The sequence below is a fragment of the Bryocella elongata genome, from assembly GCF_900108185.1.
Taxonomy (GTDB): Bacteria; Acidobacteriota; Terriglobia; order Terriglobales; family Acidobacteriaceae; genus Granulicella; species Granulicella elongata.
Window position 1 is genome coordinate 16,719 of the sequence record NZ_FNVA01000007.1, and the last position, 26,712, is coordinate 43,430.

At 63.8% G+C, this 26,712-nt stretch carries 25 protein-coding genes and 1 other RNA gene; 12 read left to right on the forward strand and 14 right to left on the reverse strand.

What is annotated here, in order from left to right:
- Positions 1-216 precede the first annotated feature (216 nt).
- A complete protein-coding gene (locus C4S68_RS18115) occupies positions 217-864 on the reverse strand; it encodes a GNAT family N-acetyltransferase (protein ID WP_103934535.1) in 648 nt (215 codons plus the stop codon).
- A 127-nt stretch (positions 865-991) separates the two neighbouring features.
- Between C4S68_RS18115 and C4S68_RS18120 the strand changes: the two genes are divergently transcribed.
- Complete coding sequence (locus C4S68_RS18120; RefSeq protein ID WP_103934536.1) at positions 992-2,491, forward strand: deoxyribodipyrimidine photo-lyase; 1,500 nt, start codon at positions 992-994, stop codon at positions 2,489-2,491.
- A 130-nt stretch (positions 2,492-2,621) separates the two neighbouring features.
- The gene (locus C4S68_RS18125) at positions 2,622-3,383 is read left to right on the forward strand and encodes a hypothetical protein (RefSeq protein ID WP_160115225.1); all 762 of its coding nucleotides are present in this window, start codon (positions 2,622-2,624) and stop codon (positions 3,381-3,383) included.
- A gap of 191 nt (positions 3,384-3,574) precedes the next feature.
- Here the strand turns inward: C4S68_RS18125 and C4S68_RS18130 are convergent, their stop codons facing one another.
- Positions 3,575-4,663 carry an ACP S-malonyltransferase gene (locus C4S68_RS18130; protein WP_103934538.1) on the reverse strand — a complete coding sequence of 363 codons (1,089 nt, stop codon included), beginning with the start codon at positions 4,661-4,663 and terminating at the stop codon, positions 3,575-3,577.
- A 184-nt stretch (positions 4,664-4,847) separates the two neighbouring features.
- A complete protein-coding gene (locus C4S68_RS18135) occupies positions 4,848-6,749 on the reverse strand; it encodes a hypothetical protein (RefSeq protein ID WP_103934539.1) in 1,902 nt (633 codons plus the stop codon).
- A 739-nt stretch (positions 6,750-7,488) separates the two neighbouring features.
- On the opposite strand from C4S68_RS18135, the gene C4S68_RS18140 reads away from it, so the two are divergent.
- Positions 7,489-9,024, forward strand: coding sequence for a UbiA family prenyltransferase (locus C4S68_RS18140; RefSeq protein WP_103934540.1), 1,536 nt, complete (start codon positions 7,489-7,491; stop codon positions 9,022-9,024).
- A gap of 24 nt (positions 9,025-9,048) precedes the next feature.
- Here C4S68_RS18140 and C4S68_RS18145 read toward each other — a convergent pair whose 3' ends face one another.
- The gene (locus C4S68_RS18145; RefSeq protein WP_103934541.1) at positions 9,049-9,336 is read right to left on the reverse strand and encodes a type II toxin-antitoxin system RelE/ParE family toxin; all 288 of its coding nucleotides are present in this window, start codon (positions 9,334-9,336) and stop codon (positions 9,049-9,051) included.
- Positions 9,336-9,617, reverse strand: coding sequence for a ribbon-helix-helix domain-containing protein (locus C4S68_RS18150; RefSeq protein WP_146072215.1), 282 nt, complete (start codon positions 9,615-9,617; stop codon positions 9,336-9,338). Before C4S68_RS18150 ends, C4S68_RS18145 begins: the two co-directional genes overlap by 1 nt.
- A 99-nt stretch (positions 9,618-9,716) precedes the next feature.
- On the opposite strand from C4S68_RS18150, the gene pheS reads away from it, so the two are divergent.
- Positions 9,717-10,823 (forward strand): phenylalanine--tRNA ligase subunit alpha, encoded by a 1,107-nt coding sequence (gene pheS / locus C4S68_RS18155; protein ID WP_103934542.1) that lies wholly within the window; start codon positions 9,717-9,719, stop codon positions 10,821-10,823.
- A gap of 9 nt (positions 10,824-10,832) precedes the next feature.
- The gene (locus C4S68_RS18160; protein ID WP_146072216.1) at positions 10,833-11,342 is read left to right on the forward strand and encodes a hypothetical protein; all 510 of its coding nucleotides are present in this window, start codon (positions 10,833-10,835) and stop codon (positions 11,340-11,342) included.
- A 241-nt stretch (positions 11,343-11,583) separates the two neighbouring features.
- On the opposite strand, the gene C4S68_RS18165 is transcribed toward C4S68_RS18160, so the two are convergent.
- The gene (locus C4S68_RS18165; protein WP_235011694.1) at positions 11,584-12,165 is read right to left on the reverse strand and encodes a YceI family protein; all 582 of its coding nucleotides are present in this window, start codon (positions 12,163-12,165) and stop codon (positions 11,584-11,586) included.
- Between the two features lie 351 nt (positions 12,166-12,516).
- Between C4S68_RS18165 and C4S68_RS18170 the strand changes: the two genes are divergently transcribed.
- The 7 genes from C4S68_RS18170 to C4S68_RS18200 all read left to right on the forward strand — a co-directional run bounded on the left by C4S68_RS18170 (position 12,517) and on the right by C4S68_RS18200 (position 19,455).
- On the forward strand, positions 12,517-14,082 hold the full coding sequence (locus C4S68_RS18170; RefSeq protein ID WP_103934545.1) for a M28 family peptidase: 1,566 nt from the start codon (positions 12,517-12,519) through the stop codon (positions 14,080-14,082).
- 20 nt (positions 14,083-14,102) lie between these two features.
- Positions 14,103-14,384 (forward strand): hypothetical protein, encoded by a 282-nt coding sequence (locus tag C4S68_RS18175; RefSeq protein ID WP_103934546.1) that lies wholly within the window; start codon positions 14,103-14,105, stop codon positions 14,382-14,384.
- Between the two features lie 81 nt (positions 14,385-14,465).
- Positions 14,466-15,068, forward strand: coding sequence for a hypothetical protein (locus C4S68_RS18180; RefSeq protein ID WP_146072217.1), 603 nt, complete (start codon positions 14,466-14,468; stop codon positions 15,066-15,068).
- 293 nt (positions 15,069-15,361) lie between these two features.
- Positions 15,362-17,482: a phenylalanine--tRNA ligase subunit beta gene (gene pheT / locus C4S68_RS18185; RefSeq protein WP_103934548.1), complete on the forward strand. Its 2,121-nt coding sequence runs from the start codon at positions 15,362-15,364 to the stop codon at positions 17,480-17,482.
- A gap of 132 nt (positions 17,483-17,614) precedes the next feature.
- A complete protein-coding gene (locus C4S68_RS18190) occupies positions 17,615-17,935 on the forward strand; it encodes a hypothetical protein (protein ID WP_146072218.1) in 321 nt (106 codons plus the stop codon).
- Positions 17,936-18,024: 89 nt separating this feature from the next.
- On the forward strand, positions 18,025-19,092 hold the full coding sequence (gene add / locus C4S68_RS18195; protein ID WP_103934550.1) for an adenosine deaminase: 1,068 nt from the start codon (positions 18,025-18,027) through the stop codon (positions 19,090-19,092).
- A gap of 42 nt (positions 19,093-19,134) precedes the next feature.
- Entirely contained in the window at positions 19,135-19,455 is a 321-nt protein-coding gene (locus C4S68_RS18200) for an EthD family reductase (RefSeq protein ID WP_103934551.1), read from the forward strand.
- Between the two features lie 40 nt (positions 19,456-19,495).
- On the opposite strand, the gene C4S68_RS18205 is transcribed toward C4S68_RS18200, so the two are convergent.
- From C4S68_RS18205 to C4S68_RS18235, 8 genes are all read right to left on the reverse strand, one after another.
- Positions 19,496-20,071, reverse strand: coding sequence for a hypothetical protein (locus tag C4S68_RS18205; protein ID WP_103934552.1), 576 nt, complete (start codon positions 20,069-20,071; stop codon positions 19,496-19,498).
- A gap of 181 nt (positions 20,072-20,252) precedes the next feature.
- Positions 20,253-21,326, reverse strand: a complete 1,074-nt coding sequence (locus tag C4S68_RS18210; RefSeq protein WP_103934818.1) for a VWA domain-containing protein — start codon at positions 21,324-21,326, stop codon at positions 20,253-20,255.
- 87 nt (positions 21,327-21,413) lie between these two features.
- Positions 21,414-23,024 (reverse strand): RluA family pseudouridine synthase, encoded by a 1,611-nt coding sequence (locus C4S68_RS18215; protein WP_327333845.1) that lies wholly within the window; start codon positions 23,022-23,024, stop codon positions 21,414-21,416.
- Positions 23,024-24,052 carry a prolipoprotein diacylglyceryl transferase family protein gene (locus tag C4S68_RS18220; RefSeq protein ID WP_103934553.1) on the reverse strand — a complete coding sequence of 343 codons (1,029 nt, stop codon included), beginning with the start codon at positions 24,050-24,052 and terminating at the stop codon, positions 23,024-23,026. The genes C4S68_RS18215 and C4S68_RS18220 overlap by 1 nt, the downstream gene beginning before the upstream one ends.
- 106 nt (positions 24,053-24,158) lie before the next feature.
- Positions 24,159-24,349, reverse strand: a non-coding RNA gene (gene ssrS, locus C4S68_RS24080) — 6S RNA.
- A gap of 90 nt (positions 24,350-24,439) precedes the next feature.
- Entirely contained in the window at positions 24,440-25,567 is a 1,128-nt protein-coding gene (locus C4S68_RS18225; protein ID WP_103934554.1) for a TlpA disulfide reductase family protein, read from the reverse strand.
- 220 nt (positions 25,568-25,787) lie between these two features.
- A complete protein-coding gene (locus C4S68_RS18230; protein ID WP_103934555.1) occupies positions 25,788-26,162 on the reverse strand; it encodes a cell division protein ZapA in 375 nt (124 codons plus the stop codon).
- Positions 26,163-26,232: 70 nt separating this feature from the next.
- Positions 26,233-26,541, reverse strand: a complete 309-nt coding sequence (locus C4S68_RS18235) for a hypothetical protein (protein ID WP_103934556.1) — start codon at positions 26,539-26,541, stop codon at positions 26,233-26,235.
- Positions 26,542-26,712 lie beyond the last annotated feature (171 nt).

The following is a 26,712-nucleotide window of genomic DNA, read 5'->3' on the forward strand; positions in this document are numbered from 1 at the left end:
GTGGAAATCCCTTGGTTTCTACAGGAACGCTGGGTAGTGAGGTGCGGTCTGGGCCGCGGGCGCAGGCGAAAGCACATATGAACACGGGACCAGCCGGTCAGGGAAGGCTTCAGCAACTCGGAGGCGCAATACTCCAGCGAAACACAGTCTATCACTAAGTTAGACGTGAAACCCAGCGGAAAGATGCAGCGGTTCCTCATCGGACAATGGCAGAAGTTACAGGGATTTGGCCATGACGAGGTCGCAGCACTGCTGGCTGCCGACCTGGAAGGTGCGGCGGCCGGCATCGGAGAAGCCGTTGCGGCGGTAGTAGGCGATGGCGCGGTCGTTGCCTTCATTGGTGCCGAGGAGGAGGCGGGTCTTGCCAAGGGCGCGCGCGTCAGCGACGACGGCGTCCATCAGGGCCTGGGCGACGCGGACGTCGGCGGGGGAGCCGGCGGGCGGGTTGGTGACGGGCGTGTTCTTCGAGCGGAAGCGGGAGAAGAGGTAGATGCGCTTGAGCTCGATGTCGCCTGGGCCGATTTTGAGGGTGGGGAGGTCGGGCGTGCAGAGCATGGCGTAGCCGACGGGGGTGTCGAGGCCGACGGTGGCGAGGGTGATGCGGGTCTCGGGCAGCTGGAGGTACTTCGCGTAGGCCTCGGGCGTGAGGTTCTTCGCGCAGTGGGCGATGATGTCGGCTCCGGGAAGCATCCAGGTGAAGGCTTCGAGGAAGGTGGCGGCGCTGACGAGGGCGAGCGCGGCGGCGTCGGCGGGAGTGGCGCGGCGGAGCGTGACGGGCTCGACGGTGGGCTCGGAGGCGGGAAGGCCCGGGATGGCGGGGGCGCAGGTGGTTGTGGGATCTTGTTTTACGGGATCAATGGACATGGTGGGTTCTCTGCCTGCGATGGTAGCGGATTCAGGGTCCAGGGGTTAGGGCTCAGGTGTCAGCGATAGTCTGCATGCTGAACGAAGGAAAAGGCATGATTGAGCTGCGAGTCGCGGGTTGTGAGCTATGAGTGAGAAGGATCTGACTGAGGTGCAGCAGCAGGATGCCGCGTATGCGGGGCTGGCCGAGGAGCTGGCGAAGGACGCTGCTGTGCCCGAAGCGCTGAAGGTGCTGGCCGAGGACGCGCGCGTAACGGTGCGGCGGGGTGGTGCTCCGGCGCGGGGCAAGGCGGTCGTGTACTGGATGCAGCGGGCGCAGCGGGGGCGCGATAATCATGCGCTGGATAAGGCCGTGGATGTGGCCAACGCGCTGGGGCTGCCGTGCGTGGTGTACTTCGCGTGCATCTCCAACTTCAAGAGTGCGAACCTGCGGCACTATGCGTTCATGAACGAAGGGCTGCGGGATGTGGAAGAGGAGTGCAAAGCGCGGGGTGTGGGGTTCGTGATGCGGCGGCCTCCGGATGAGGACCACCTGCGGTTCTTCGCGGATGTGGACGCGGCGATGGTGATTGGGGACGAGAATCCGATGCGCGCGCCGGAGCAGTGGCGGAAGCATGTTGCGGAGAAGCTGAAGATTCCTTTCTGGACGGTGGATGCTGACGTGGTGGTGCCTTCGAAGCTGCTGGAGAAGGCGCAGTTCTCCGCGGCGGTGGCGCGGCCGAGGCTCTATCGCGCGCTGCCGGAGTTTCTTGTGCCGTATGCGAATCCGAACGCGCAGCATGAGTGGAAGAAGCCGCGGGGATTGCTGACGGACGATCCGAAGCTGGACATCACGCGGGGTTGGGTGGACTTCGATCGCAGCGTGGAGCCGGTGGCTGCGTGGAAGGGTGGGCATCATGCGGCGGTGAAGCGGCTGAAGGTCTTCATTGCGAAGATGCTGGAGAGCTATGACCGCGACCGCAACAAGCCGGAGACGGACGGCACGAGCAAGATGAGTCCGTACCTGCACTTTGGCAACATCAGCACGATGACGATTCTGCTGGCGGTGGATGAGGCTGTCGAGCAGGCGGTTGGCGCGGAGAAGGCGCATCTGCAGGCGGCGCGGGACAGCTTTGTGAACGAGATTGTGACGTGGCGGGAGCTGGCGGTGAACTTTGTGCGCTATCAGCCGGAGTATGACTCGCCGAAGTGCGCGGACAACTGGGCGCGGGAGACGATTCGGGAGCATGACCTGGATGCGCGGGAGAGGATGTACTCGCTGAAGGTGCTGGAGGCCGGGCACACCTACGACGATCTATGGAACGCGGCGCAGCGGCAGATGGTGGACTACGGCTGGATGCACAACTATATGCGGATGTACTGGGCGAAGAAGATCGTGGAGTGGACGCCGAATGTGTCGGTCGCTATGAAAGTGGCGATCCATCTGAATGACAAGTACGAGCTGGATGGGCGCGATCCGAATGGGTATGCGGGGATTGCGTGGTCGATGCTGGGGAAGTTCGATCGGGCGTGGTTCGACCGGCCGGTGTTTGGGAAGCGGCGGTATATGAGCGGGGCGAGTACAGGGAAGAAGTTTGATTCGGGGGCTTATGTGCGGCGGTGGGGTGGGTCGCAGGGCCTGTTCTGAGGAAGAGGCATTGAGACCCTGCTAACCCACATCTCTTCGAGATATGGGGCACCCGGTTGATCGTTTGTATGGAAAGATGAGGCATCGCGCTGGTCGCAACGCGAGCGGGTTCCGTATCAGGGAGTGCTTCATGCCGAGTTTTCGGTGGTTTCTGTCATCGTTCCGTTTGCGCAGTCGTATGGGCTGTGGGCTCATGGTTCTTGGGGTAAGTGCTCTATGCGCCGCGCCGGCAGGTTTGGCGCAGCAGGTCGCGTCCGTCGCGACGCCGGATACCGCGGAGGTTGCGGCGACGCGGGCCAAGGCCATCGCGATGCGCGATGCTTTTGTGGCGAAGGTGAAGGCTGCGGGGTTTTCGTGTCCGATCGCGCCGCCGGCGATTGTGGTGACGGATATTCCGTCGTGGGGGAACTACAACGAGGAGACGAACACGTTGAGCACGTCGGAGTGGACGCTGTTGCAACCTCGGGAGAAGGCGTTCTTCAAGATGCTGGCCGGGCCAAATGCGACGGATGCCGAGGTGCAGGAGCTCTTTGATCGCGCGTCGCACCGGTGGATCTTCGTGCATGAGATGGGGCACTGGTGGCAGGCCTGCCGTCACCAGGACGCGAAGCCGTATGCGACGGAGTATGGGGCAGACCGGATCGCGATGGCGTACTGGCGCGAGGCGGATGCGACGGTGGTGCCGCGCATGATGCCGGTCTTTCATGTGGTGCTGGATCACATGCCCAGCCCTGTGCCTGACGGGCAGGAGGTGGAGGCTTACTTCAACGCCAACTACCAGACGCTGGGGCCGAGCCCGGCGTATCCGTGGTTCCAGTCGCGGATGGTGGTGACGGCGTTTGAAGAGACGCCGGCCCCGACGTTTGCTATGACGCTGGGGCAGACGAAGTAGGCGAGCGGGCGTAATAAGAGACCGGCGGCTTGAATTGCGGGGGCTGAAAGCGGCGAAACGTGGGTGTCGGGGCGAGCAGACAGCAGGTCCTTCGGCTGCGCCTCTCGCGATGAAGCTGCGAGAGGCTTCGCTCAGGATGACAATCTTCCGGTAAGTCAGACACCTTCGCTGAATCGCTATGCCGATGGAACCTAGTCCTCTGTGGGAGCGAAGGCTGCGAGGGTCTTGTCGAGGCTGGTGGGGTCTTCTACGTTGGTGGTCGCGAGGGCTCTGTCGATCTGGCGGTTGAGGCCGGAGAGGACCTTGCCGGGGCCGACTTCGATGTAGTGGGTGGCTCCTGAGGCGGCGAGGAGCTGGATGCATTCGACCCAGCGGACGGCTCCGGTGACCTGGCGGATGAGGGCGTCGCGGATCTCCATGCCTCGGACGAGCAGGCGGGCATCGATGTTGGCGGCGACCGGGTAGGTGGGGTCGGTGAAGGCGATGGACTCGAGCGTTGCGGCGAGCTGGTCCTGCGCGGGCTGCATGAGCTTGCAGTGGAAGGGCGCGGAGACGGGCAGCATGACGGTGCGCTTGGCTCCGGCCTCCTTGCAGAGGGCGGCGGCGCGCTCGACGGCATCTTTGGAGCCGGAGATGACGGTCTGGTCGGGCGAGTTGAGGTTGGCGGGCGCGACGATGGCGGAGACCTGCGCGGCGGCCTGCGATGGCGTGTCGGCGGGGTTGGCGGGGTCGGCGATGGCGTCAGTCACGGTGGCGGACTGCGCGACGGGGCCCGTGGCGGGCGGCGCGGCGGTGAGCTCGTCGGAGACGGAGGCGCAGATGTCGTTGATGCGGTTGGCATCGAGGCCGAGGATGGCGGCCATGGCGCCGAGGCCTGCGGGAACGGCCTGCTGCATGAACTGGCCGCGGGAGCGGACGGTGCGGACGGCGTCGGCGAAGGAGAAGGTTCCGGCGGCGACGTTGGCGGAGTACTCGCCGAGGGAGTGGCCGGCGGCGAAGGCGACTTCGAGGCCGCGGGAGGCGAGCTCGGGCGCGAGGACGCGGTGGGCCGCGATGGACATGGTGAGGATGGCAGGCTGGGTGTGCTCGGTGAGTTTGAGCTGGTCTTCGGGGCCTTCGAAGATGAGCTTCGAGAGGGCGAAGCCGAGGGCGTCGTCGGCCTCTTCGAAGACGGCGCGGGCGGCGGGAGAGGCGTCGTAGAAGGCCTTGCCCATGCCGACGGTCTGGGAGCCCTGGCCGGGAAAGAGAAGCGCGATGCGGGGAGAGGTGGGAGTACTCATCGCTTGTAAGTGTAGCTAGAAGACAGCAGAACAGCGGAACAGCGGAACAGCGGAACAGCAGAACAGCGGAACGGCGGAACAGCGGAACAGCAGAACAGCGAGCGAATGCCGATTGAGTTTCGAGCTGCGGGTCTTGAGCTGCGAGTCGCCAGATCCCAGCGCGCCAGACGCCAGTTTGGTGGGGTTACTCTATGACGCCGGTGACGAAGATCTGTTCGGCCTGGGGGCCGGTGAGGCGGTAGAGGGCGAACTGGCGGGAGTTCTGGGCGCGGAGTTCCATGAGGAGGCTGGCTCGGTGTTCGTTGTCGGGATCGACGACGTCGATGGATCGCATCCAGGGGGTGCGGTTGAGGTGGTTGGCGTCGGTGACGGAGGCCAGCGCGACCTGGAACTCGCCCGAGGGGAGTTTCTGCGCAACGAGGGTGACGTAGACGGTGGGGCCCGGGGTGGTGGAGTTCTGTGTGGCCGGGGGGTTTGCGGCTGTGGTGTGTGCGGCTGTGGTGTGTGCAGTGGCGGAGTGCGTACCCGGGGCATGGGTTGTAGCCGGCTGGGCGGTAGTGACCTGCGGCGCGAGCAACTGGGCGGTCGGGACTTCGGCGGTATAGATGAAGGTGGGCAGGCCTCCGTAGCTGAGTTCATAGCCGGAGAGCTGCTCGCCGGTGAGAGCGAGCTGCGGTGGGCCGGCGAGGGCCTTCTTGCGGGCTGCTGCCCGGCGCGCGGCGGCGGCCTGGGCCGGAGCGAGGTGTGTTGCGGGTTTCGCGGCGGCTGTCGCTGGTGCTGGTGGTGCGGTTGCAGGCGCCGTGGCCGGGGTGGTGGCGGGCTTCCTGGCGGCGGCTGCCGCTGCGGCTGCCGCTGCCGCGTCGGCGGAGGCTTTGGTGCGGAGCACGGGGCGATAGGTGAGGTCGGCGTTGGAATCGCCGTTGGCGCCGGGAGTGGGGCTGGCGGCTGGCGTCATGGGCTGTCCGGGTGTCGGAGCCGTGGTGGGTGCGAAGGCCGCGCCGGGGATGCCGGGAGTGAGTTTGTTGGCGGCGAGGTACGCGGTGACGCGCGTGCGCGCCTGCGCCTGAAGGGCGGTGAGAACCTCGGTGCGCTCGGTGGGTGAGTCCCAGGCGCGGGTGAAGATGTGTGCCGGGTGGGTGACGGGGTCGGAGACGGCGACGGCCTGATGGAGCTGGGCGGGCATGCCGGTGAGGGGCGCGGTCTCATTTTCACCGGGGGCGACGCCGTGGTGAAGCCTGGGGCGGTCGGGATCGTCGTTGAGGGAGTCGGCAGGGCCGGAGACGTAGCCCTGAGGCTTGTTGTTCTTTTTCTTCTTGCCGGAGTCGTCGTCCTTGTGGCGGAGGGTGGGGCGGTCGGGATCGTAGGTGTCGGAGCTGTTGGAGGCGGTGGTGGTCGAACCGGAGCCGCTGTCGGTGCTGGGGGCAGAGGACGCCGAAGACCGGCGGGCGAGGGTCGGCCGGTCGGAGTCCGCGGCCGGGGTGGATTCGTTGGTGGACTTCGACGCGTTGGGGTCGGTGTCGGATGGGGTCTTGCTGCCTGCGGGCACGGCGGGTGGATTGCGGCGGCTCATGTGCGGGCGGGAGTCGTCGTCGGAGCCTTCGATGGAGGGTGTGACGCGGGAGGGCTTGAGCGCCTTCGGTTTGGGCTCAGCGGCGGGGAGCAGGAACTTGCCGTAGCCGTACCAGGCGCCCATGGGGTTGTCGTCGGCGATGGCGCGCATGGTCAGGAGGTTGCGGGCGGACTCGAGATCGAGTGTGCCTTCGTGCTGTCCGGCCTTTTCGATGAAGAACTCATTGCCGGTGTCGAGGACCCAGGGAACGGGGCGGGCGAGGTAGGCGCCGGCGTCCTCGAAGTGGCCGTTGATGAAGAGGGAGATGGGGATGAGCCGCATGGCGGAGGGCTTGCCGAGCTCGCCGGTCCACTCGTAGACGCCGATGGCGCGGGTGACCTTTTCCGGGGCTTCGACCTTGTGCATCTGCGCGTTGCTGGTAGCGGCGAGGCCCGCGAGCGCAAGGGAGACGGCGACCTGCGCGGAGAGGGCAGACAGGCGGGCGGAGGCGAATCGGAGGCTGGGCAGGCGGGTCATTGATTCAGATAGCCGAGTAGAGGCAGCGTTGGGTCGAGAGTGCTCCCCCGGCGATGGTACGGGATAGCGCGGGTGGAGCGGAATGGCGGACGGAGTGCGATGTGGATACGCGCACGGTGGCATGCCGCTTTCAGCGGCTGCTGCAGTTAGACGCGGGTTGTGGAGGGAAGTTTTACGCGCAGGGCAGGACATGCCGAGTGGCTTAAAGGCGAAGGGCGGCCGATTGTTGGCGGCCGCCTTGCGTCAGTGCAGAAGGGCCTATTCGGCCTGATGGCGCTGCTGAGGACCCGGGGAGGGGTTCGGCCGCACCGAGACCAGCGCTGCGGTGAGCGCTGAGGTGAGCGTGAGACCGAGGATCAGCAACGGATGATGCATGCGCAACCTATCGTCGCAAAGCGGTGGGCCTTCAGGCTTGCGATGGAGGTATTTTGCCTTTCGTATTCCGTTGTGGGAATTACGCAAAGGTATCGGTTGGGGGAGATTGGTGGGAGCGAATTGGGACGGTTGGGGGAGAGCCCTGGCCGGCTGTAGGGACTTCCGGCATCCAATCGCGTGAGAGTGGCAGCAGCGGCGAGAACGGGAGCCCTGGAGCGCCGGAGCGTAACGCGGTGTCTGATTGCTGGCCCGGTAGAATGGGGACTCACCCAGATTTTCGTGTTCTGTTGCGGGATGTAGTGCTGGTCTTTTACGAAGCCGTGGTGGAATGGTGCGAACACCTGGAACGAGCAAAGGGAGCCGGATGGCAGCGTCGGAGACACAATTTCAGCCCGTAGTCGCGACGGCTGAGGGCCATGGCATCCGGGCGATTGAGGTTGCCGCGGGCACGGCGATCTGCGTGGATCTGGACGGCACGCTGGTGAAGTCGGACACGCTGGTGGATTCTGTGCTGGCGATGGTGCGACAGCATCCGCAGGCTCTGGTGCGGATTCCGGGCTGGATCGCGCAGGGCAAGGCGCAGTTCAAGCGGCATGTCGCCGAGCATGTGACGCTGGATGTCGAGCATCTCCCGTGGAATCGGCCGCTGCTGGAGTGGCTGCGGATTCAGTATGGCAACGGCCGGGCGATCTACCTGGCGACGGCGAGCGAACGGGCGTTCGCGGAGCGGGTGGCGGGCTACCTGGGGATCTTTACCGGGGTGCTGGCCTCGGACGGGAAGACGAACCTGGCGGGCGGCAACAAGCTCGCCGCGTTCCGGGAGCAGTTTGGCGAGCGGTTCTGCTACATCGGGAACGCCAAGCCTGATGCGAAGCTGCTGGTGGCGTGCGAGTCGCCGATGGTGGCGAACCCGGACCGTGCGCTGAGTACGCGCCTGAAGGCTGCAGGGACGATTCCGGTAGCGACGTTTGACGATCGCGCGACGCCGCTGAAGGCGTGGCTGAAGGCGATCCGGTTGCACCAGTGGGCGAAGAACGCGCTGATCTTCGTGCCGATGCTGCTGGGGCACACGTTGCGTCTGGGAGCGATTGCCGGCGGAGTGTTTGCGTTCTTCAGCTTCGGTCTGTGCGCGTCGGCGACGTATATCGTGAACGACCTGCTGGACATTGAGGCGGACCGGAAGCATCCGCGGAAGCGGCGCAGGCCGTTTGCCGCAGGGGACCTTTCGGCGATCGCAGGTGTTACCGCTGTGGTGGTGCTGATGGCGCTGGCGGTGACGATCGCCGCGCTGCTGCTGCCGCTGATCAAGGCCGTGGACCCGGGCTACACGCTGCGGCTGCCGCATGCGTTCCTGGGCTGGCTGGCGCTGTATACGGCGAGCACGCTGGTGTACTCGTTTGTGCTGAAGCGGAAGCTGCTGCTGGATGTGTTCATGCTGAGCGGGCTGTACACGCTGCGGATCCTTGCGGGTTCGGCGGCGACGAATGTTCCGGTGAGCTCGTGGCTGGGCGGCTTCAGCGTGTTCTTCTTCCTGTCGCTGGCGTTTGTAAAGCGGTTCAGCGAGCTGGAGCTGATTCGCGAGCGCGGTGGCGCGGTGACGAGCGGTCGGGGCTACCACGTGGCCGACCTGGAGCAGGTGCGGGCACTGGGCACGGGAGCGTCCTACGCGGCGGTGCTGATCCTGACGCTGTACATCCGGGACAGTGCGACGACGCAGCTCTACAAGCACGCCTTCCTGCTGTGGCTGGTGATCCCGGTGCTGCTGCTGTGGCTGAGCCAGGTGTGGATGCTGGCCAGCCGCGGACAGATGCATGACGATCCGGTGGTGTGGGCGATCACGGACAAGCGGAGCATCGCGCTGGGTGTGGTGGTGGCGGCGGTGGTGTGGTTCGCGCTGTAGGGGAGTGAGGCGTCGATCACCCAGCTACTGAAACAGGTTCGTCAACTGTCGATTGCCCTGAACGATTCGTTCGACATACACGACGTCCTGGGCGACGCGGAAGAGGATGACATACCGACCGACGACTCCAAGCCGAGCATCGTCGCCGAGTTCAGGTCGTAGCTGATATCGCAACGGTCCATCGCCGATGCGTTGAAGTTCAGCACGAATGTCCTGCAGGAAGGTGACGGCCCGGCGTGGATTGTCGCGTGCGATGTATTCGGCAATCGCTTCCAGGTCGGTCTCGATGGACTCAGAGAACTCGATCCGCATTACTCGCCTGCTGCATCTGCCAATGTCTGATACTTGAGCTCAAGGCGTTGCAGCACATCCGCAGCCGGGACGTAGGGGCCGTTTTTCGTCCTCGCCTGCTGCCAGATGGCCCTCAGCTCTTCTATGCCGTGCTCCCGAAGCTGGCGCTTGTAGCTCCACTCACGAAGGGCCTCGCGCACTACCTCGCTCGAGGAGGCATACTCTCCGGCGTCGACGGCATCGCGAATCAGCGTGACCATCTCGGTGGGCAGTGCGATGGAAATCTTGTCGATTGCGGACACGGGAGCCTCCGGTAGGAATAATTCCTACCTCAAATTGTAGCTCTGCGTCCATTGATCTGAAGTTGCTAAGCCGGGTCAAGTATCCTGAATAGGACCGCAATGAGCAACGGAATCCCTGAACTGAAGCAGTTTGATGAGGCGTCGCTGGACGCTGCCTTCTCCCAAGTGCGTGCTGACGCTGAGCGCAGCGCGGCTGAGCCTAACCTCGATCGCGAGCAGTTTCGTCTGGACTGGCTGGGCCGCAAGCAGGGTCGGCTGAAGGCGATCAGCGATGCGTGGCTGAAGGCCGCGCCTGTGGAGGCGAAGAAGCTCATCGGGCAGCGCTTCAACGAGCTGAAGCAGCAGGTGGAAGCGCTCGTCGATGAGAGCGCTGCGACGGCTGTGAAGGTTGAGGTCCGGTCGCTGGACATCTCGCTGCCGGGCAGTGCGCACAGGCCGGGTGCGGAGCATCCGCTGACGAAGACGATGAACGAGCTGGTGTCGGTCTTCGAGCGGATGGGCTATTCGGTGGGCATTGGGCCGGAGGTGGAGACGGACTTCCTCAACTTCGAGAGCCTGAACTTTCCTCCGAACCACCCGGCGCGGGATACGCAGGACACGCTGGTGCTGGCGGACCAGGAGCAAAAGCCGCTGCGCGAGCGGCTGCTGATGCGTACGCATACGTCGCCGGTGCAGATTCGCACGATGCTCGCGCAGGATCCTCCGCTGCGGATTGTGATCCCGGGCAAGGTGCATCGCAACGAGGCGCAGGATGCGACGCACTCGCCGATGTTCCACCAGGTGGAAGGGCTGTGCGTGGATACGAACATCACGTTCAGCGACCTCAAGGGCACGCTGGATCATGCGATGAAGTCGCTGTTTGGTTCGAGTATGAAGACGAGGTTCTTTCCGTCGTTCTTTCCGTTCACGGAGCCGAGCGCGGACGTGCAGATCTCGTGCCCGTTCTGCAATGGCAAGGGCTGCAGGAAGTGCAAGCACTCGGGCTGGATTGAGCTGCTGGGCTGCGGCATGGTGGACCCGAATGTGTTCAAGGCCGTGGATGCGCGGCGGATCGAGCTGGGGCTGGAGCCGAAGTATGATCCCGCGAAGATCTCAGGCTTTGCGTTCGGCATGGGCATCGACCGAATGACGATGATGAAGTACAGCGTGAGTGAGATTGGGTTGCTGTTCTCGGGGGATACTCGCTTTCTCTCTCAATTCGCTTAGGAGCGCTGCGTGGAGCTTTCTGACTTGCTGTTCTGGCTGATACCAGTAGGACTTGGTGCGGGGGCGCTGGCCGGATGGTGGGTATCACGAAGATCCAAGCGGGCATGGCTACGGTGGACGCTTCGCGTGATGGCGATGATGGTCGGATGTGCGTGCGTCGCCATCGCAGCATTCGGCTACTTCATATCTCGGTTCGATCCTTATCCCTATCCCGATCAGGTTGTCCGCTCACCGAATGGTCATAGGGTTGCGCGTCTGCGGTACGTGGCTCTTGGAGCACTTGGCGACGATATGGTGCTGTTGGATACCCGTACGAACTGGTTTTCCTCCTGGGAGCGCGTTGCGAAGTGGCCGGGCACACCGGCCGATGGCGACCAGATTCGATGGGGCGATGATCAGCATCTTGTGATCCGTCACAAGGCGATCTATGTTTCGACCGACCATGGGATGTCCGAATACAAGCAAGACTCTTGCGACCTTGAAGTCGATGGGCTGAAGACTGTCTGCGAGACTTACTGAACGGTATCGCGTGGACAGGTAGCTATAGCCCGCCCAAAAGCCCGGGTCCGAGAATCCGGACCCGGGGCACCCGATTCGTTGTTGCGACACAGTGCTCGATGCTGAGAATGGAATGACAAAGGCCACCGATTTCTCGGTGGCCTTTGTTCTTGCTCTTGCTGACGGGCGAAGCCCGCTAACGCCGCGGGCGCTAACGTAACAAGCGCGGCGCGCGAGTTACGCTAACGCGCCAGCGCTGCTGTTACTTCTGTCCCAGCTCGGCGTCGATGGTGATCTTCACTTCGTCGCCGACCATTGGCGGAGCGAACTTGGGGCCGAAGCCGAAGTCGGCGCGCTTGATGACGGTGGTGGCGGAGAGACCGCTGACGAAGCCGCCGCGCATGCCCTTCTGCGGGGGAACGGGGCCGTCGACGTCGAGGGTGACGGGCTTGGTGACGCCGGCGAGGGTGAGGAGGCCTTCGATCTTGAGGCCGCTGCCGCCCTTGTAGACCTTGGTGGACTGGAAGTGGATGGTGGGGAACTGCGCGATGTTGAAGAAGTCGGGCGACTTGAGATGCGTGTCGCGTGCGGTGACGGTGGTGTCGATGGTGGTGGCGTCGATGTCGGCGACGACGGAGTCCTTGCTGGGGTCAGCCATGTCCCAGACGACGGTGCCGGAGACCTTGCTGATGGTGCCGTGGACGTTGGAGACGCCGAGGTGGCGGATGGTGAAGCCTGCCTGGGAGTGGTTGGGATCGATGGTCCAGTTGTTGGTCTGCGCGAAGGCGGGTGCTGAAAGCAGCGCCGCGCCGAATACGGCGATCGAGAGCTTCGAAGTCATCATGGCGTAGTTCATCCTTGTGCGAAAGATAGGGTCCGGGGCGAATCCGGCGGCGAATCGAACGGTGCGGGACCGGCGAGCTGCGCGCGTCTTCACTGTACGGGTAAAGATGCGTGGGCGTCGAGAAGGTGACAAAGAATTTCGATATCGAAACGGTTACTTGAGGGGAAGTGGTTACGTAGCGGGAACCGGGGGAGGAGCTGGTTGTTGGGTATTAGGTGTTAGGTGTTGGGCGTGGTCGAGCGCCGGTCGTCGAGGATCGTGGGATGCAATCCGCCAACGTCTTACCCAACACCTAACACCCAACAACCAACACCCGGAAACCGGTTTGCCTGCGGTAGGATCGAACGCATCATGCGAACTCTTTCCGGTGTTCTCTGCGGCGTGCTGCTGGCCGCGGCCTCTTCGTCGTATGCGCAGGAGCATCCGCGCGACGGTGCGATTCACGATGTGGACACGAAGGCGTGGTGGCATACGACGGAGGCGCTGTCGAACGATGGGATGGAGGGGCGCGATACGGGCTCGGAGGCGTACCTGCGCGCGGCGGCGTATGTGGTGAAGCGGTTTGAGGCTGCAGGGCTGAAGCCTGCGGGCGAGAGCGGCGGCTATCTGCAGAATGTGCCGTTGCACCAGGTAGAGATCGATGCGAAGACGGCTTGGATTGTGGTGAACGAGGGCGAGAAGAGCTCAAACACATTTCGACTGCGGTTTCTTGAAGACATCACTGCAGCGGTGAATGAGGCGACGCCGGTGGATACGACGGGGGACCTCGTCTTCCGCGGCTACTGCGGCAAGGATGCGTTGGGTGCGGATGTCGCGGGCAAGGTGGTGGTGTGCTTCGGTACCAAGCGTGAGGGGCTGCCGAGTGGAGCGGAACGGGCACGGAATGTGCAGGGCGCGGGCGGTGTCGCGATCGTGAATGTGGATGATCCTTACTTTTCGATTGAGCCGCCGCGTTGGCCGTTTGCGTATGCGCGGTCGGTGACGATCCATGAGGCTGGGACGGCTCCGCGCGAGGGTCGTGGAGGCAAGCCGTTCGTGAGCTTCACGCTGAGTGCGGAGGCGTTCACGAAGATGCTGGCGGGCAGCGGGCAGGATGCTGCTGCGATTCTCAAAGCCGGAGGAGCGAAGCAGCCGCTGCCGAGTTTTGATCTGACGGGTCGCAGTCTGAGCGCGCACCTGGAGAAGCACGCGAAGGAGATCAGCTCGCCGAATGTGATTGGGTTGCTGGAAGGCTCGGACCCTGCGCTGAAGGATGAGGTGCTGGTGATCGCGGCGCATCTCGATGGCTATGGCTACGGCGAGCCGGTGAAGGGCGACAACTTGTACAACGGCACGCTGGACGATGCAGCGTACGTGGCGCTGGTGATCCAGTATGCGGATGATGTGAAGGCGGGGCGGTTGCCGAAGCCGAAGCGCAGTGTGCTGGTGTGCGCGTTCACGGGCGAGGAGAAGGGGCTGCTGGGGTCGAACTACTTTGTGGCCCACCCGACGATTGATTTCTCGAAGATCGTGGCGGACATCAATCTTGATCAGCTAAGGCCGCTGTTTCCGCTGCATATCCTGACGGCTCCGGGTGTCGATATAACGACGCTGGGCGCGACGGCGCGGGCGGTTGGGAAGCCGATGGGCATTGAGATTCGCGATGACATGGAGCCGGAGCGTGGGCTGCTTCGGCGGGCGGATAACTTTCCGTTCCTCAATAAGGGCGTGCCGGCGATTGGGTTCATCTTCGGCTACGACGCGGGCACGGATGCGGAGAAGCGCTATCGCGAGTGGTACCAGGTGAGGTATCACCGGCCTCAGGATGATCTGACGCAGCCGATGGACTTCGACGCGGCGACGAAGTTCGATACGTTCTTCTACAAGCTGGTGGGGACGGTGGCGGATGGGGCTCGGCCGGAGATGGTGAAGAAGTAAGTCGGAGGAGGCAGAGCTTTATGTTCCTTCATCAGGACCATCGCATCTATCGCGCGGCGATGGCGATTGTGATCGTTGGTGTTGTGGCTGGCAACTACGTCTTTCAGCGGATGATCCGTCAGGTTACGGAGAGGCGAACGGGCAAGAGAATGCGCGATCCGCTGGCGTGGAATCGGCTTTCCTACTCTGAAATCCGGAAGGAATACAGCGAGGTATTTCCGGAGGGAAGTCTTCCTCGGATCTATCGGGTGCTGATGATTTTGTCGTTTGCGGGCCTCGGCGTTGCCATCCTTGTCCGTTGAGGCTGGTACATGCGGGCGATCAGGAAGAGTAAGCCGGAATAGGATGTTGTTGCTACAGCGAGGTGAGCTTTGAAACCTGCGATGTTGCTGCTGTCGGTCCTATGGATGTCTGTCGCCGCCGTTGGTCAATCAGCACCGCGTCTGGCATCTCCCGCACTTCCGCGCGATCCCAGGGCCTTCGTCCTAAGCCTCTATCGGATAGTCCATCACGATAGCCCGGCGGACCTATCAGAGCCCAAGGACGTGCGGCTCTTCGGCCCCTACCTGAGCGATGATTTACGCCGCCGGACGGAGGTTTACACTGCCTGCGAGCGCGACTGGGGCGAGTGGAATCGCGAGTGGGACAGGAAGCATCCGGGAGAGCCGGTCAAGGGCCCTTTTGGCGAAGAAGGAATGTTCTCCGGTTCTGCTGATCGCAGCTGGCCTCAGTTCTTTCACGTTGAACGCGTCGCTCCCGATGGACACGGAGGTTTTCTTGTAACGGTGCGGCTGAAGGTGCGGTATGACGGCCATCCGCCGACCTGGGATGTGTGGCGGGTAGTGGTCGAGCTGGTGAAGGAACGCGGCCGTCTCGCTGTAAACGATCTCGTTTATCTCAAGGATGAGGACAGCGGACGCGACTACCGGCTGACAGGGACCTATTCCACCAATTGCAACGGCCCGCATTTCAAGGGGTGGCAGTAGAGCGGATGCCATCTGAGTCCGAGTCGCGTTCAACGAAAAGGTCCCTCAGCGGCTGAAGCCGCGTTTCTGGTGGCACTTTATGGCGGGGCTGAAGCCCCGCCCTGACAAAGCCCGCCCTGGCAAGGCACCTGTGTTTCCCACCCGTGACGATGAAGCTGTCACGGATGGGGCACCCGGCATTTCTCGGCTCGAGGGGCGGCCTCGGCGCTTCCGGGCCTCTGAGACAATGGAGAGGCAATGGTCTGCGCTTGGCGTGGGCCTCTGATACTGCTTTAGAAAGCCTTTAAGCCGCAATGGACATCCTGACTTCCTGGCTCCGCACGTATGTGGAGATTCCTGTTGACGACCGTCAGCTCGCTGAAGACCTAACGCTGCGTGGCATTGCCGTGGAGGGCGTGTTTGATGCGCCTGGCGGCTCGCGTTTTGAGATGGACATCACGACCAACCGCGTCGATGCGATGAACCACTATGGCGTGGCGCGGGAGGCGGCGGCGATCTATGACGTGCCGTTGAAGTCGCTGGCGGAGGTGCATGGTTTGGAACCCACGTCTCAGAAGCGAGACGTGGGGCACCCGGTTGTGGAGGGTGACGCGTATCCGGTGCGGATTGAAGCGCAGGATCTTTGCGGGCGGTTTACGGCGCGGGTGATTCGTGGCGTTACGGTGAAGCCTGCGAGCGGGAAGATTGCCGAGTACTTTGCGGCGCTGGGGCAGAAGCCGATCTCGGGCCCGGTGGATGTGACGAACTTTGGCTGGATGGCGATGGGTCAGCCGACGCACGTGTTCGATCTGGATAAGCTGTCGGGCTCGATTGTGGTGCGGCGGGCGAAGGCGGGCGAGACACTGCGGTTGCTCGACGGCAGTGAGAAGACGCTGACGGCGGATGACCTTGTGGTGGCCGATGAGAAGCAGGCGCATGGGCTGGCTGGCGTGATGGGTGGATGGGATTCGCGCGTGACCGAGGAGACGAAGAACATCCTGGTGGAGGCGGCGTGGTTTGATCCGGGTATGGTGCGTGCGAGCTCGAAGCGGCATGGACTGCATACGGATGCGAGCCATCGGTTTGAGCGGGGTGCGGACTTCAACGCGGCGCCGGTGGCGAATGCTCTGGTGACGCGGTTGGTGATCGAGCAGGGTGGCGGCGTGGTGGTTGGGCCGCTGACGGATGTGATTGTGCCCGCGCTGCAAGCCCAGACGGCGGGGCGTGCGAGTGTGGAGCTGCGGGTGAGCGAGGTGCAGCGGCACCTGGGCACGACGCTGGAGGCGGCTGAGGGTCGCGAGTCGGGCCTGAATGCTGCGATCGTCGAGCAGTACCTGAAGGCGCTGGGTTGTGAGCTGACGCCGACGGGCGCGGGTGCGTATGCCGTGGCGCTGCCGAGCTGGCGGCTGGATCTGGAGCGCGAGATCGACCTGATCGAAGAGGTTGCGCGGGTGTATGGCTACAACCGTTTTGCGAACACGCTGCCGGCGTTTGCGGGTGGTGTGGTGCGGTTGCCGCATGCGGAGCATGAGCGTGTGCTGCGCGAGACGCTGCGGGCGCTGGGGTACAGCGAGGCGATCTCGAGCACGTTTGTTTCGGCGGAGAGCGCGCAGCTGTTTGGTGGCGCGGCGGGTGCGGTGAAGCTGGGCAATCCGCTGAGCGAAGAGGCGGGGATGCTGCGGCCGTCGCTGGTGCCGAACATGGCGGACATGCTGGCGAACAACCTGAATCGCGGTGTGGCGCAGGTGCGGATGTTTGAGCTGGGCACGGCGTTTACGGGTTCGGCGAAGGAAGTGTTCGAGCACACGGCGGTGTCGCTGGGCGCTACCGGCGGAGCTCGTGCGACGGCGCTGTATGCGGAGAGCGATGCGTTGTTCTTCGAGGTGAAGGGCGCGCTGGAGGGGCTGCTGGCGAAGTTTGTGGGCGCGGTGAGCTTCACTGCTGAAGGGCTGCCTGCGTGGATCGCGGCGGGCCGTGGCGCGCGTGTGCTGCTGGAGGGCGCGGAGGTTGCGGTCTTCGGCGAGCTGAGTGGCGCGGAGTCGGAGCGGCGCAAGCTGAAGCAGGTGTGCGTGGCGGGTGAGATCAACGCGACGGCGCTCTATGCGCGGCCGTTGTACTCGGCGATTGCGAAGGAGCTCTCGAAGTTCCAGGCGGTGGAGCGGGACTTCTCGTTCGTCTTCCCGGCGAGCGTGCAGTGGCTTGCGGTCGAGGGCGCGGTGCGCGAGCTGGGCATTGCGGAGCTGAAGAGCGTTGCGCCGCTGGAGGTGTTTGTGCCTTCGAAGCCGGGCGGAGCCATTGCGCAGGGGAGTTACTCGATGCTGGTGAGGGTGGTGCTGCAGTCGAATGAGCGCACGCTGACCGAGGACGAGCTGAGCGCGTGGAGCTCGCAGATTGTTGCGGCGCTGACGGGCGTGGGTGGCGTGCAGAGAAGCTAGTTTGGTAGTGAATAGTGAATAGTGAATAGTGAGTAGTGAGTAGTGAGTAGTGAGTAGCGAGTAGCGAGTGGCGGGTGGCGGGTAGCGAAGGGCAGTCGCAATTCCTTTGGCCTATCATCAGTTCTCCTGAGCTTGACGCGTGACCCCGGCGCTATCGTGTCGATTCCTGGCAACATCCAGATCCTCGCTCCATGGCGTTCTCTCGAAGAGGATCGACCCAGGGCCGATCTTCTTTCCGCACAACTCCTATCGGACATCTCGCCCAGTCATCCGCTCTGCGGTGCAGAGCTCAGGGCGGTGGGTGCTCGTACGGATCGCGATGACGTGCTGTTTGAAATCACTGGAGGCGATGCGCCGCTCGCGGTTGTTCACATGACCTGGCGAAAGGAATCGGACCCGCGGTGGCCGACGACGAAGTTCTATCAGAGCTGGGAGCAGTGGTCGCAAGAGTAGATGCGCCCCAGCCATGAGGAACACTCTTCGAGCATAGGTGGGGCTCCCAGGAGCGTCCTCTCGCAAGGCCAGCGCGTACACTTAATCTCGTGGCTCGCCGTACGACTCCCCCCGCACAACCCGACGCGCAGCTCGACCCTGTCGAATGGCTCAAGGGCCTTCCCAAGGCCGAGCTGCACCTGCATCTCGAAGGCTCCATCACGCCCGAGACGCTGGTTGAACTCTCCCGCCAGAACGACGCGGTGCCGCTCACGATGCAGCAGGCACGTGGCGTTTACAGCTACACGGACTTCCCCAGCTTCCTGATGAGCTTCAAGGCCGTCACTGAGCGGCTGCACAAGCCCGCCGACTACGAGACCATCACCTACAACATGCTGCGCGATCTCTCCACCCAGGGCGCGCGCCATGCGGAGGCCTACATCTCCATCGGCATCCTGCACTGGCAGAACCGGCTGGATGTCGACCTCGTCGTCGAGGCCATGGAGCGCGGCCGCGTGCGCGGTGAGAAGGACTTCGGCGTCTCTCTGCTCTGGATCATCGACGCCGTCCGGCACTTCGGCGTCGAGGCCTGCGCGAAGGTCTTTGACAAGGCCGCGGAGCTGAGCCGGATACTTCCATCTGTTGTGGGGATTGGAATTGGCGGCGACGAAGCCCGCGGCCCTGCCCAGGAGTTCCGCGAGGTCTACGCGAAGGCCAAAGAGGCCGGTCTGCACCTTACCTGCCACGCCGGTGAAAGCACCGGCCCGCAGAGCATCTGGGGAGCAATCAACATCGGCGCCGAGCGCATCGGTCATGCCCTTACCGCCGAGCAGGATCCCGACCTCGTCGAAGTGCTGGCCGAACGCCAAATCCCCCTGGAGCTCAACGTCACCTCGAACCTCAAGACCGGCTGCTGTCCCCCACTGCAGGACCGCCCCGACGTGCCCGACCACCCGGTCAAGCGCTACTTCGAAGATGGCCTGATGGTTACCCTGAACTCCGACGATCCACCGTTCTTCGGCGCCAACCTGCTGGAAGAATATGTCCTCGTCCACAAGGAGTTCGAGTTCTCCCTTGAGCAGATGCGGGAGCTGGCGGCCAACTCCATCGAAGCCAGCTTTTTAAGACCTGAGCGCAAGCTGGCGCTACTCGCCGAGATCGAACACTACGGCTGGTAATCCATCACGCTCGCCCCGCGGATCCGAAAGATCAGGAGGGTCATGGTCCGTCTTCTCATCCTCTATGAAATGCCCCTCGACGAAGCTGCCTTCCTGAAGCACTTTCACGAGGTGCACATCCCTCTGGCGCGGAAAGTTCCAGGCATCAGGCGGCACTTCTTCGGCCACCAGCCCATGCTCATCCGCGGCAGCGTCCCCGTCTTCCTCGTGGAAGGCTTCGACTTCGACGACATGGATGCCTTCGGAGCCGCAGCACGAAGCCCACACGGCCTGGTCTCCGCCCAGGACATCACCGACAACCTGCAGCCCTTGAGCCCCGGCATGCGCAGCATGGTCTACGAGGTCATCGAGGAGCTGGTGTAGGGCGACAGCGATACGGATAGCTATTCGCTGTTCCGCTGCCTCACCGCTCCGGGGGGGCCGGTACCATCAGGGCGCCCGAGTCGATCTTCGGGATCCCGAAGTGTCCACTCAGGTGCAGCAGGTCCAGCGGCTTCAGGATGCCGCTGACCTCGACGACCGTCATCTGCTTCGGCGCGCGGATGAGCACGGTCACGCCGTCCACGTTCACGCCGCTGAAGTGCAGCCACAGGTCGGTCAGTGGCTTGCTGGGTGACGCAGAGTCCTTCGCAGGCGCGTTCTGGTCGACCAGGTGCGTCCAGCCCGCCATGTTGTAGGCATGCATCAGCGCGTGCACATTCTCGGGGATGTAGAAGGCCGGCTCATGGAAGCGATAGGTCTGGAAGGTGATGCTGTTGAGCCCGGCGATGGGCTGCGTCAGCCCGCGGCCGTTGTCGAAGGCCTGCGCGGCGGACTGGATCATGTCGCGGTCGAAGGTGAACGCCGTGTGGCTGGCGTGCTCGCTCGTGATGCCTTCCAGCGCCTCCATCGCGCCCGGAGGCTGCGGAATCTGCGCCACCGCGCTCAACGAAAACACCACACTGGCAACCATCAGCCCCAACGACACACGAGTCCTCATCGCCTCACCCCGCATACAGAGATAGACCGGGATTCGCGGGAAAAAGTTGTGGCTTTGGGCGTGTGAACGGTCATTCCATCGAAAGACGTTGTCTCGCCCGCCGACGAGGGCCACCCAACTTCAGCAAAAGAAAGGGTCCGAGGCATAGCCCCGGACCCAATCCTGTTCGCTGACTCCTGATTTACTCGTCCTTCGGAGCAAAGTAGCCCTTCTTCGCCCGCACGGCATAGCGCGGGTCCAGGGCCTGCAGGTAGATCGTTCGGAACGAACCATCGCGCTTGAAGTTCGCCGGTGTGTAGACCAACAGGTACTGGCTGCGAAGCTCCTCTTCCACGTTATGGAAGCCGGTGGCTACATCTTCCATGCGCGTCGGATAGAACGCCTGGCCGCCGGTCGCGTCGGCGATCTGCTGCAGCACATCGTCGCCCTTGTCCTTCGACGGGCCAACGTTGGTCGAGATCGTGAAGACGATCGTCTCGGCGCGCTGGCACATCTTGATCGCGTCCGACTCCAGGGCGCGCGAGTAGTCGTCGTCGCCGTCCGAGACCAGCACGATCGCCTTGCGGACCGCGAAGTCCTGCTTCAGCGTCAGCATCTCATCGCGGCAGGTCTTGTACAGCGAATCGAACAACGCCGTGCCGCCACCGGGCCGCAGCTTGCGGATGCCCGTGTCCAGCATGTCGATGCGGTTGGTAAAGCCCTGCGAGACATCCGTCTGCACGTCGAAGCCCTCGACGAAGGCGCGGTCGGCCGGGTGCAGTGTCTGCAACAGGAAGTCCGTCGCGGCCTGCTGCTCGAACTGGAAGCGCGACCGGATGGAGCTCGACGTATCCAGCATGATGCCCACGCGAAGCGGAAGGTTCGTCTGCTGCACAAAGCGCCGCACCTTTACCGGAGGACGCCCGTCGTCCAGCAGGCCGAAGTTCTGCTGCTGCAGCCCCGTCACGAAGCGGCCCTTTTTGTCCGCCACCGTGAACACCAGGTCGACTTCGTTCACGCTGACCCTGATGGTCTGGATGTTCGGGTCGGTCGGCGCCGCTTCCTCGGGCGAACCCGTAGGGGTCTGCCCGGTGGCCGGCTGAGCGCTGGGCGCGGAGGTCGGCTGCTGAGCCGGGGTGGTCGACGAGGCAGGGGCAGCGGGTGTCTGCGCGGTCGCGGAAACAAGGCACGCCAGTGCCAGAATGCCCGCACCTGCGAGCCGGGCCGCGGGCCGGGTCACAAGACCGGACCAGCGCGCGGTTACATCAATCTTCATATCCGTCATCGTATCAAGTTGTCCTTGGCGCTGTTCCCGCCATCCGCCGATCCACACGCCGATTCCCGGCCGTAGCCCGACCTATCTCTACTGTCCGCCATGCAGGCGCTCCAGCACCTTCTCCAGCTCCAGCGGCAAAGGCGCTTCCAGCGTCAGCTCTTTCCCCGTCCGCGGATGCCGGAATACCAGCTCCGCCGCGTGCAGGAAGTTTCGCGTAACCGAGAACGACTCGTCCAGTGGGCTTTGGGTTCCTTTCGGTTCGACGCTCTTACCCGCCTTCGGAGAGCCAGCCTTTTTCGCAGAGGCCTTTGCCGCCGCAGCCTTTACCGCCGCAGACTTCTTCACTCCCGGCTTCGCCGCCTCCGGCACAATCACCGTCGCCGCGCCGTACAGCGTATCGCCCACTACCGGGTGCCCGATCGACGTCATGTGAACGCGGATCTGGTGCGTTCTCCCGGTCTCGATCTTCACCTCGACCAGCGAGAACTTGCCATACGGCCCTTCGAAGCGCTCCAGCACCAGCCAGTGCGACACCGCGTTGCGCATGTTCCCGGCGCCACGCCTGGTGGTCATGCGCGTGCGGCGAACGCTGTCGCGCCCGATCGCCAGATCCACCGTGCCTTCGTCGTCCTTCACCCAACCCTGCACCAGCGCCAGGTACGTCTTGCTCACCTGCCGCGCCGCAAACATCTCGCCCAGCTTGCGGTGCGCGACATCGTTCTTCGCCACCACGATCAGCCCGCTCGTCTGCTTGTCCAGACGATGCACGATGCCGGGCCGCAGCTCGGCAAGATGCGATTGCGGAGCCGCGACGATCTCCTCCGCTTCAACACTCTCTTCCTCGCCCTCAGCGTCCGGTTCGGCATCCGCGTCTTCGTCTTCCAGCTCACCCGCGCCGTGGCTCAGGTCGTTGCCGAAGCGGAACAGCAGCGCATTCACCAGCGTGCCCGAGTTGTGCTCGGTCGAGCCCGAACCCGCGTGCACCATCATCCCCGCCGGCTTGTTCACCACCGCCAGGTCCTGATCCTCGTAGATCACATCCAGCGGGATGTCTTCCGCCACGGCCCGCAGCGGAGGCCGCTGCGCTTCGCCCGTGATCTCGATCGTCTCGCCGCCGCGCAGCTTCAGGCTGGCCTTCTCGGACTTGCCATCGACGCGCACCAGGTCCGCGGCCACCAGCTCCTGCACACGGCCGCGGCTCACATCCGGCAACGCCTTCGCGAGGTACGCATCCAGCCGCATGCCCTTGGCCGCAACCTCTGCCGTAAAGCTCCGGGTCTCACCCACGACCTTCAGCTTCGCCTTCGCGATGTTGCGCTCGACGACCGGAGGCTTCGCCTGCTGTGCCTGCGCTTCCGCATAGGGATTGGCATACCGCGGAGGAGCGTAGGTCTCGGCGGCGACCTTCGAACCCGAAGCTCCGCGCGTGGTGATCCAGTCGTTCTTCGCGATGCGCTCCTCGAGCGTCGGCTCGCCATCATCTTCCTCTTCGAGGAAGATGAACGTCGCCAGGCCATCGCCTTCGGTACGCTTCGCCTTTTTCTTCTTCTTGGGCTCGACCTCGAGGTCGAGAAACGCAGCAGCCAGCCTGGCCTTCTCGGCTTCGGCCTGTTCTTCGGCAATCGTGCGCTGCTTGCGATACTCCGCACGCACCGACTGGCGTCGCTTGCCCTTGGGCAGCATGTTCTTCGACGGCATCAGCGCGTCTCCTTCAAATCAAAACTTGGTTCCTGCCGGAGTTTTCCTACATACTCCCGCAAGACCAGAAATCCCTCTGGGCCGCAATAGGCTCTCGACCCGGGAGCAGGAGGGAACTCGTTGGGAAGACTCACAAAGCGACGCTGCACTTCAAGAATGAGTGGATCGACCACCACTGCATATTCCAACGTCTCATGTCCCCACCCTCCGGAAGTGCCATCCAGAAATTCCTCGAGGATCTCTGCGGCCTCAATGCGAGTGACACTCCAAGGCTTGGGCCTAAATCTCACAATGGCACCCGCGAGGATCGCGGCTAACGCCACATACTGCGCCGGATCAAGCCATGCCGAGCCCTGGCTCTCCACCGGCTGCCGCAGCATATCCAGCAGGAACGTCACCACGCCGCCCAGCAACAGCACCCACGCCGCAGCTTCGCCGACACGCTTGCGCTGCATCAGCACCCGCAGCGACCACGCCCCGATCGCGAGCCACAAGAGCAGCGCATAGATCTGCACCGGGTGTACCTTGCCCAGGATGTGATCGCCCGGCGTCACCACGCCCCACGGCAGCCGCGTGGGCATGCCGGCCTCGGTGCCTTCGACGAAGTGCGCCAAGGCCAGCACCGCAGCCAGCACGCAGCCGCTCGGCGCGAATGCGTCCAGTACTTCCAGCACACGCAGCTTCTTCCAGCGCAGCCACGCATACGTTGCCACGCCCGCGAGCAACAGTCCCAGCGGCGTCAGCGATGGCAGCAACAGAACCGTCATCGGAAACTTTGTAAAGGTGGGCGGAGCGGCGGCGATGAGGATCAGCCGCGAGGCCACAAAGGCCGCGACCACCACTGTCATGCCCGCATCCCACAGCAGCCCCGGAGCCACACCAACGAACCGCGCTGTGTACTGGCTCAACAGCAGCGCAGCGATGACTCCCACGGCCGCAAGCAGCCCGAAGACAGGCACACGCATCGAGCCGACGCGCAGCATCCCCGGTATCTCAGCCAACAGTGCAGCGTGTAGTGCGTTCCCCATGCATTCACAAGGATACGCGGTCGAGCGGCAAGCTAACGGCCACGCCGCTGACGCAAAGCGCTATCCGGGCGAAGCCCGCGAACGCGCAGCGCTGCTTCAAAGAGAAGACCGACCCACGGGGCCGTACCGCGACGCGCTGGTGAACCCGTCCTAAGACGTTCGGGATTCAGCCGTGGCTCTTTAGGCTTTCCGGACTGGCGGACATAGCACACCGAGCCATATATACGAGCCAAACCCCTGGTTCAATGAATGTTGGTTCAACCAGCGAAGATCGCCATACCTGCTTTGCAGGCCGGTCTCTGGATTGGATGCTAATGTGCCGCCGTGGATCGTGCAACTTGACAGACGTGGTAGCCTGCCTGCGTCCGGCAAAGCGCGGCCCCGCCGTCACTGCCCCGCCGCCGACGCAACCCCGGATGTCGTTGCCGGATGCGCCTCACGCGCCTTGGCCAGCAGCTTCTTCAGCCGCCCTTCCACATCCGATCCCGATCCCACCATCTCCGCCGTCAGCACGCCATCGGAGTCGATCGTGAAGTAGTGCGGAATCGCATTGATGCCGAAGGCGTCGCTCAACTTGTGGTCCGCGTCCCGGTACTGCACCCACGTCATCTCGTTCTTCACGAGAAACTGCTTCCACTTCGCCTCGTCCGCATCCCAGCTCACGCTCAGGATCACCAGCGGCTGCCCCGCAAACTCCTTCGCGATCTTCTTCATGTGCGGCAGCTCTTCGTTGCACGGACCGCACCACGTCGCCCAGAAGTCGATCAGCACAACCCGCCCGCCCATCGCGTCGAGATTGAACTTCGCCCCGTCCAGCGACGTCACCTCGAACGGCGGAGCCATCTTGTGCAGCGAAAGCTCCGGGTCTGCCGCAAAGTGCTGCGCCCGCAGCCGCGCCGGGTCTTTCGGGCTCACGCATGCCGCGCACTGCTCGAACGAGGTCTTCGCCTCGTCCATGCGATTCATCCGCGCCAGCACCCGGCCATCGCCATACAGCGCCGCCGCACTCTTCGGCTCCAGCGCAATCGCCGCCTGGAAGGCCTCGTGCGCTGCGGCCAGCTGCGCCGGCTTGGGCTTCTCTCCACCCTGGCCCACCAGGGCCTGCCCCCGCATCACCTGCGCCGCGGCCTTGCCGTCGACGCTCGGGGAGACCTGCACCAGCGTCGTCGCCGTGGCCACCGCGTCCTTCCACTCACCCATCGCGACCTGCGTGTCGTACAGCCCCATCAGGCACGCCGCACATTGCCCGCCCGAGAGCTTCACCACCTTCTTGTAATCCTCGTTGGCCTGAAGGATCTGCCGGTGCGCCAGCTCCGCCTTCGCCTTCCGCAGTATGTCCAGGAACTTCGGGTCCTGCGCATACACCGGCAAAGCAGGCGCCGCCGTAGCAGCCGGCGCGCTCGCCGCGGCCTTCGCAGGCGCAGGAGGAACCGCTCCCGCATCGACCGCTGTCTGCGCCGAAAGGGCCACACTGCCAAGAAAGAAGACAAACGGAAGGAAGCGAGTAAGACTCATCGGCGCTCCGGATCAAGAGGATTCGCCCTCCATCATCCCGCGATGGTCCTACCCGCGCAACCTCAATCTGTCGTTCCAGCGAACAACCTGCGGAGAAAGGTCAGCACGTCGCCGGAGCCTTCCGGTTCCGAACATCCCAAGTCCCCAAGTCCCCAAGTCCCGAAGTCCCGAAGTCCCGAAGTCCCGAAGCACGGCTGTCCCCGCAACGGCTCAAGACGTTCTAGCCCGCTTTGCGGCCGTCCAACACCGCGTCCAGCATTCCGGCGAGGTTCCCCGCCTTGGCTCGCGCGCTCTGCGCCTGACTCGCACTGTTCGCCACGCTGCCTGCCAGCTGCTCGTACCGCGCCCGCAGCGTCGCCAGCTCGTCGGCGATGTTCAGCGCTGCCAGCACCGCCACGCGCAGCGAATCCACCGTCGCGCCCTGCGACGTCACCGCCCGCATCTTGTCGTCCACCGTGGCAGCGAGCTTCTCGATGTAAACCGGATCCGGGCCCTTGAGCTGATAGATCTGGTCGTAGATCTCGACCACGACGGCGCCAGCCTCCCGCGCCGCCAGCTCGGCGCGCGATTGCTCCGCTGCGCTCTTTTGTTGCATGTCACTCAACTGCTGTACCTCTTCTCATCCCATCCCGCCTCACGGCTGGATGCTGCAACCTGTCATCCCGCTACAACAGCTCATCCATCTGGGCGAGCATCGCTTCCACGCGCTGGCGGACACCTTCGCGCTCCCGCTTCATCGCATCGAGCTCGCCGGCCGTCTCGCTGCTCGCCGAAAGCTTGTCCTTCAGCTCCGCCACCTCGGCGACTGCCGCAGAATGCGCGCTCACCATCTCGGCGAAGTCGTGTTGCAGCTGCTGGAGCTTCGCTTCAGCAGCTGCACGAAGCTCGCGCTCCTTCTTGATCAGCTCAACCGTCAGCAACACCTTCTGTTCCAGCGCCTGAAATTCGTCCACGCTGATCGTCGCTGCCGCCATTGAACTGCCTCCGTACACCTAAAGTCTCTCCGAGTATAGTTTCGTTCGCCGTGGATACCTCATCGGCCCAGCCAGGGGGTACCCGATTGAATCCCTCCCACGATTTTTCAGACCATCGCAACGGCGTCGCAGGCCGACAAACTACGCAGCGTACAGTAGGGGCCTGAGCAT

Excerpts from the sequence above, each read along its gene's own strand:
- C4S68_RS18115 (WP_103934535.1), bottom strand. The coding sequence starts at position 864 with ATGTCCATTGATCCCGTAAAACAAGATCCCACAACCACCTGCGCCCCC.
- C4S68_RS18120 (WP_103934536.1), top strand. The coding sequence starts at position 992 with ATGAGTGAGAAGGATCTGACTGAGGTGCAGCAGCAGGATGCCGCGTAT.
- C4S68_RS18125 (WP_160115225.1), top strand. The coding sequence starts at position 2,622 with ATGCCGAGTTTTCGGTGGTTTCTGTCATCGTTCCGTTTGCGCAGTCGT.
- C4S68_RS18130 (WP_103934538.1), bottom strand. The coding sequence starts at position 4,663 with ATGAGTACTCCCACCTCTCCCCGCATCGCGCTTCTCTTTCCCGGCCAG.
- C4S68_RS18135 (WP_103934539.1), bottom strand. The coding sequence starts at position 6,749 with ATGACCCGCCTGCCCAGCCTCCGATTCGCCTCCGCCCGCCTGTCTGCC.
- C4S68_RS18140 (WP_103934540.1), top strand. The coding sequence starts at position 7,489 with ATGGCAGCGTCGGAGACACAATTTCAGCCCGTAGTCGCGACGGCTGAG.
- C4S68_RS18145 (WP_103934541.1), bottom strand. The coding sequence starts at position 9,336 with ATGCGGATCGAGTTCTCTGAGTCCATCGAGACCGACCTGGAAGCGATT.
- pheS (WP_103934542.1), top strand. The coding sequence starts at position 9,717 with ATGAGCAACGGAATCCCTGAACTGAAGCAGTTTGATGAGGCGTCGCTG.
- C4S68_RS18165 (WP_235011694.1), bottom strand. The coding sequence starts at position 12,165 with ATGATGACTTCGAAGCTCTCGATCGCCGTATTCGGCGCGGCGCTGCTT.
- C4S68_RS18170 (WP_103934545.1), top strand. The coding sequence starts at position 12,517 with ATGCGAACTCTTTCCGGTGTTCTCTGCGGCGTGCTGCTGGCCGCGGCC.
- C4S68_RS18175 (WP_103934546.1), top strand. The coding sequence starts at position 14,103 with ATGTTCCTTCATCAGGACCATCGCATCTATCGCGCGGCGATGGCGATT.
- C4S68_RS18180 (WP_146072217.1), top strand. The coding sequence starts at position 14,466 with ATGTTGCTGCTGTCGGTCCTATGGATGTCTGTCGCCGCCGTTGGTCAA.
- pheT (WP_103934548.1), top strand. The coding sequence starts at position 15,362 with ATGGACATCCTGACTTCCTGGCTCCGCACGTATGTGGAGATTCCTGTT.
- C4S68_RS18200 (WP_103934551.1), top strand. The coding sequence starts at position 19,135 with ATGGTCCGTCTTCTCATCCTCTATGAAATGCCCCTCGACGAAGCTGCC.
- C4S68_RS18205 (WP_103934552.1), bottom strand. The coding sequence starts at position 20,071 with ATGAGGACTCGTGTGTCGTTGGGGCTGATGGTTGCCAGTGTGGTGTTT.
- C4S68_RS18210 (WP_103934818.1), bottom strand. The coding sequence starts at position 21,326 with ATGAAGATTGATGTAACCGCGCGCTGGTCCGGTCTTGTGACCCGGCCC.
- C4S68_RS18215 (WP_327333845.1), bottom strand. The coding sequence starts at position 23,024 with ATGCCGTCGAAGAACATGCTGCCCAAGGGCAAGCGACGCCAGTCGGTG.
- C4S68_RS18220 (WP_103934553.1), bottom strand. The coding sequence starts at position 24,052 with ATGGGGAACGCACTACACGCTGCACTGTTGGCTGAGATACCGGGGATG.
- C4S68_RS18225 (WP_103934554.1), bottom strand. The coding sequence starts at position 25,567 with ATGAGTCTTACTCGCTTCCTTCCGTTTGTCTTCTTTCTTGGCAGTGTG.
- C4S68_RS18230 (WP_103934555.1), bottom strand. The coding sequence starts at position 26,162 with ATGCAACAAAAGAGCGCAGCGGAGCAATCGCGCGCCGAGCTGGCGGCG.
- C4S68_RS18235 (WP_103934556.1), bottom strand. The coding sequence starts at position 26,541 with ATGGCGGCAGCGACGATCAGCGTGGACGAATTTCAGGCGCTGGAACAG.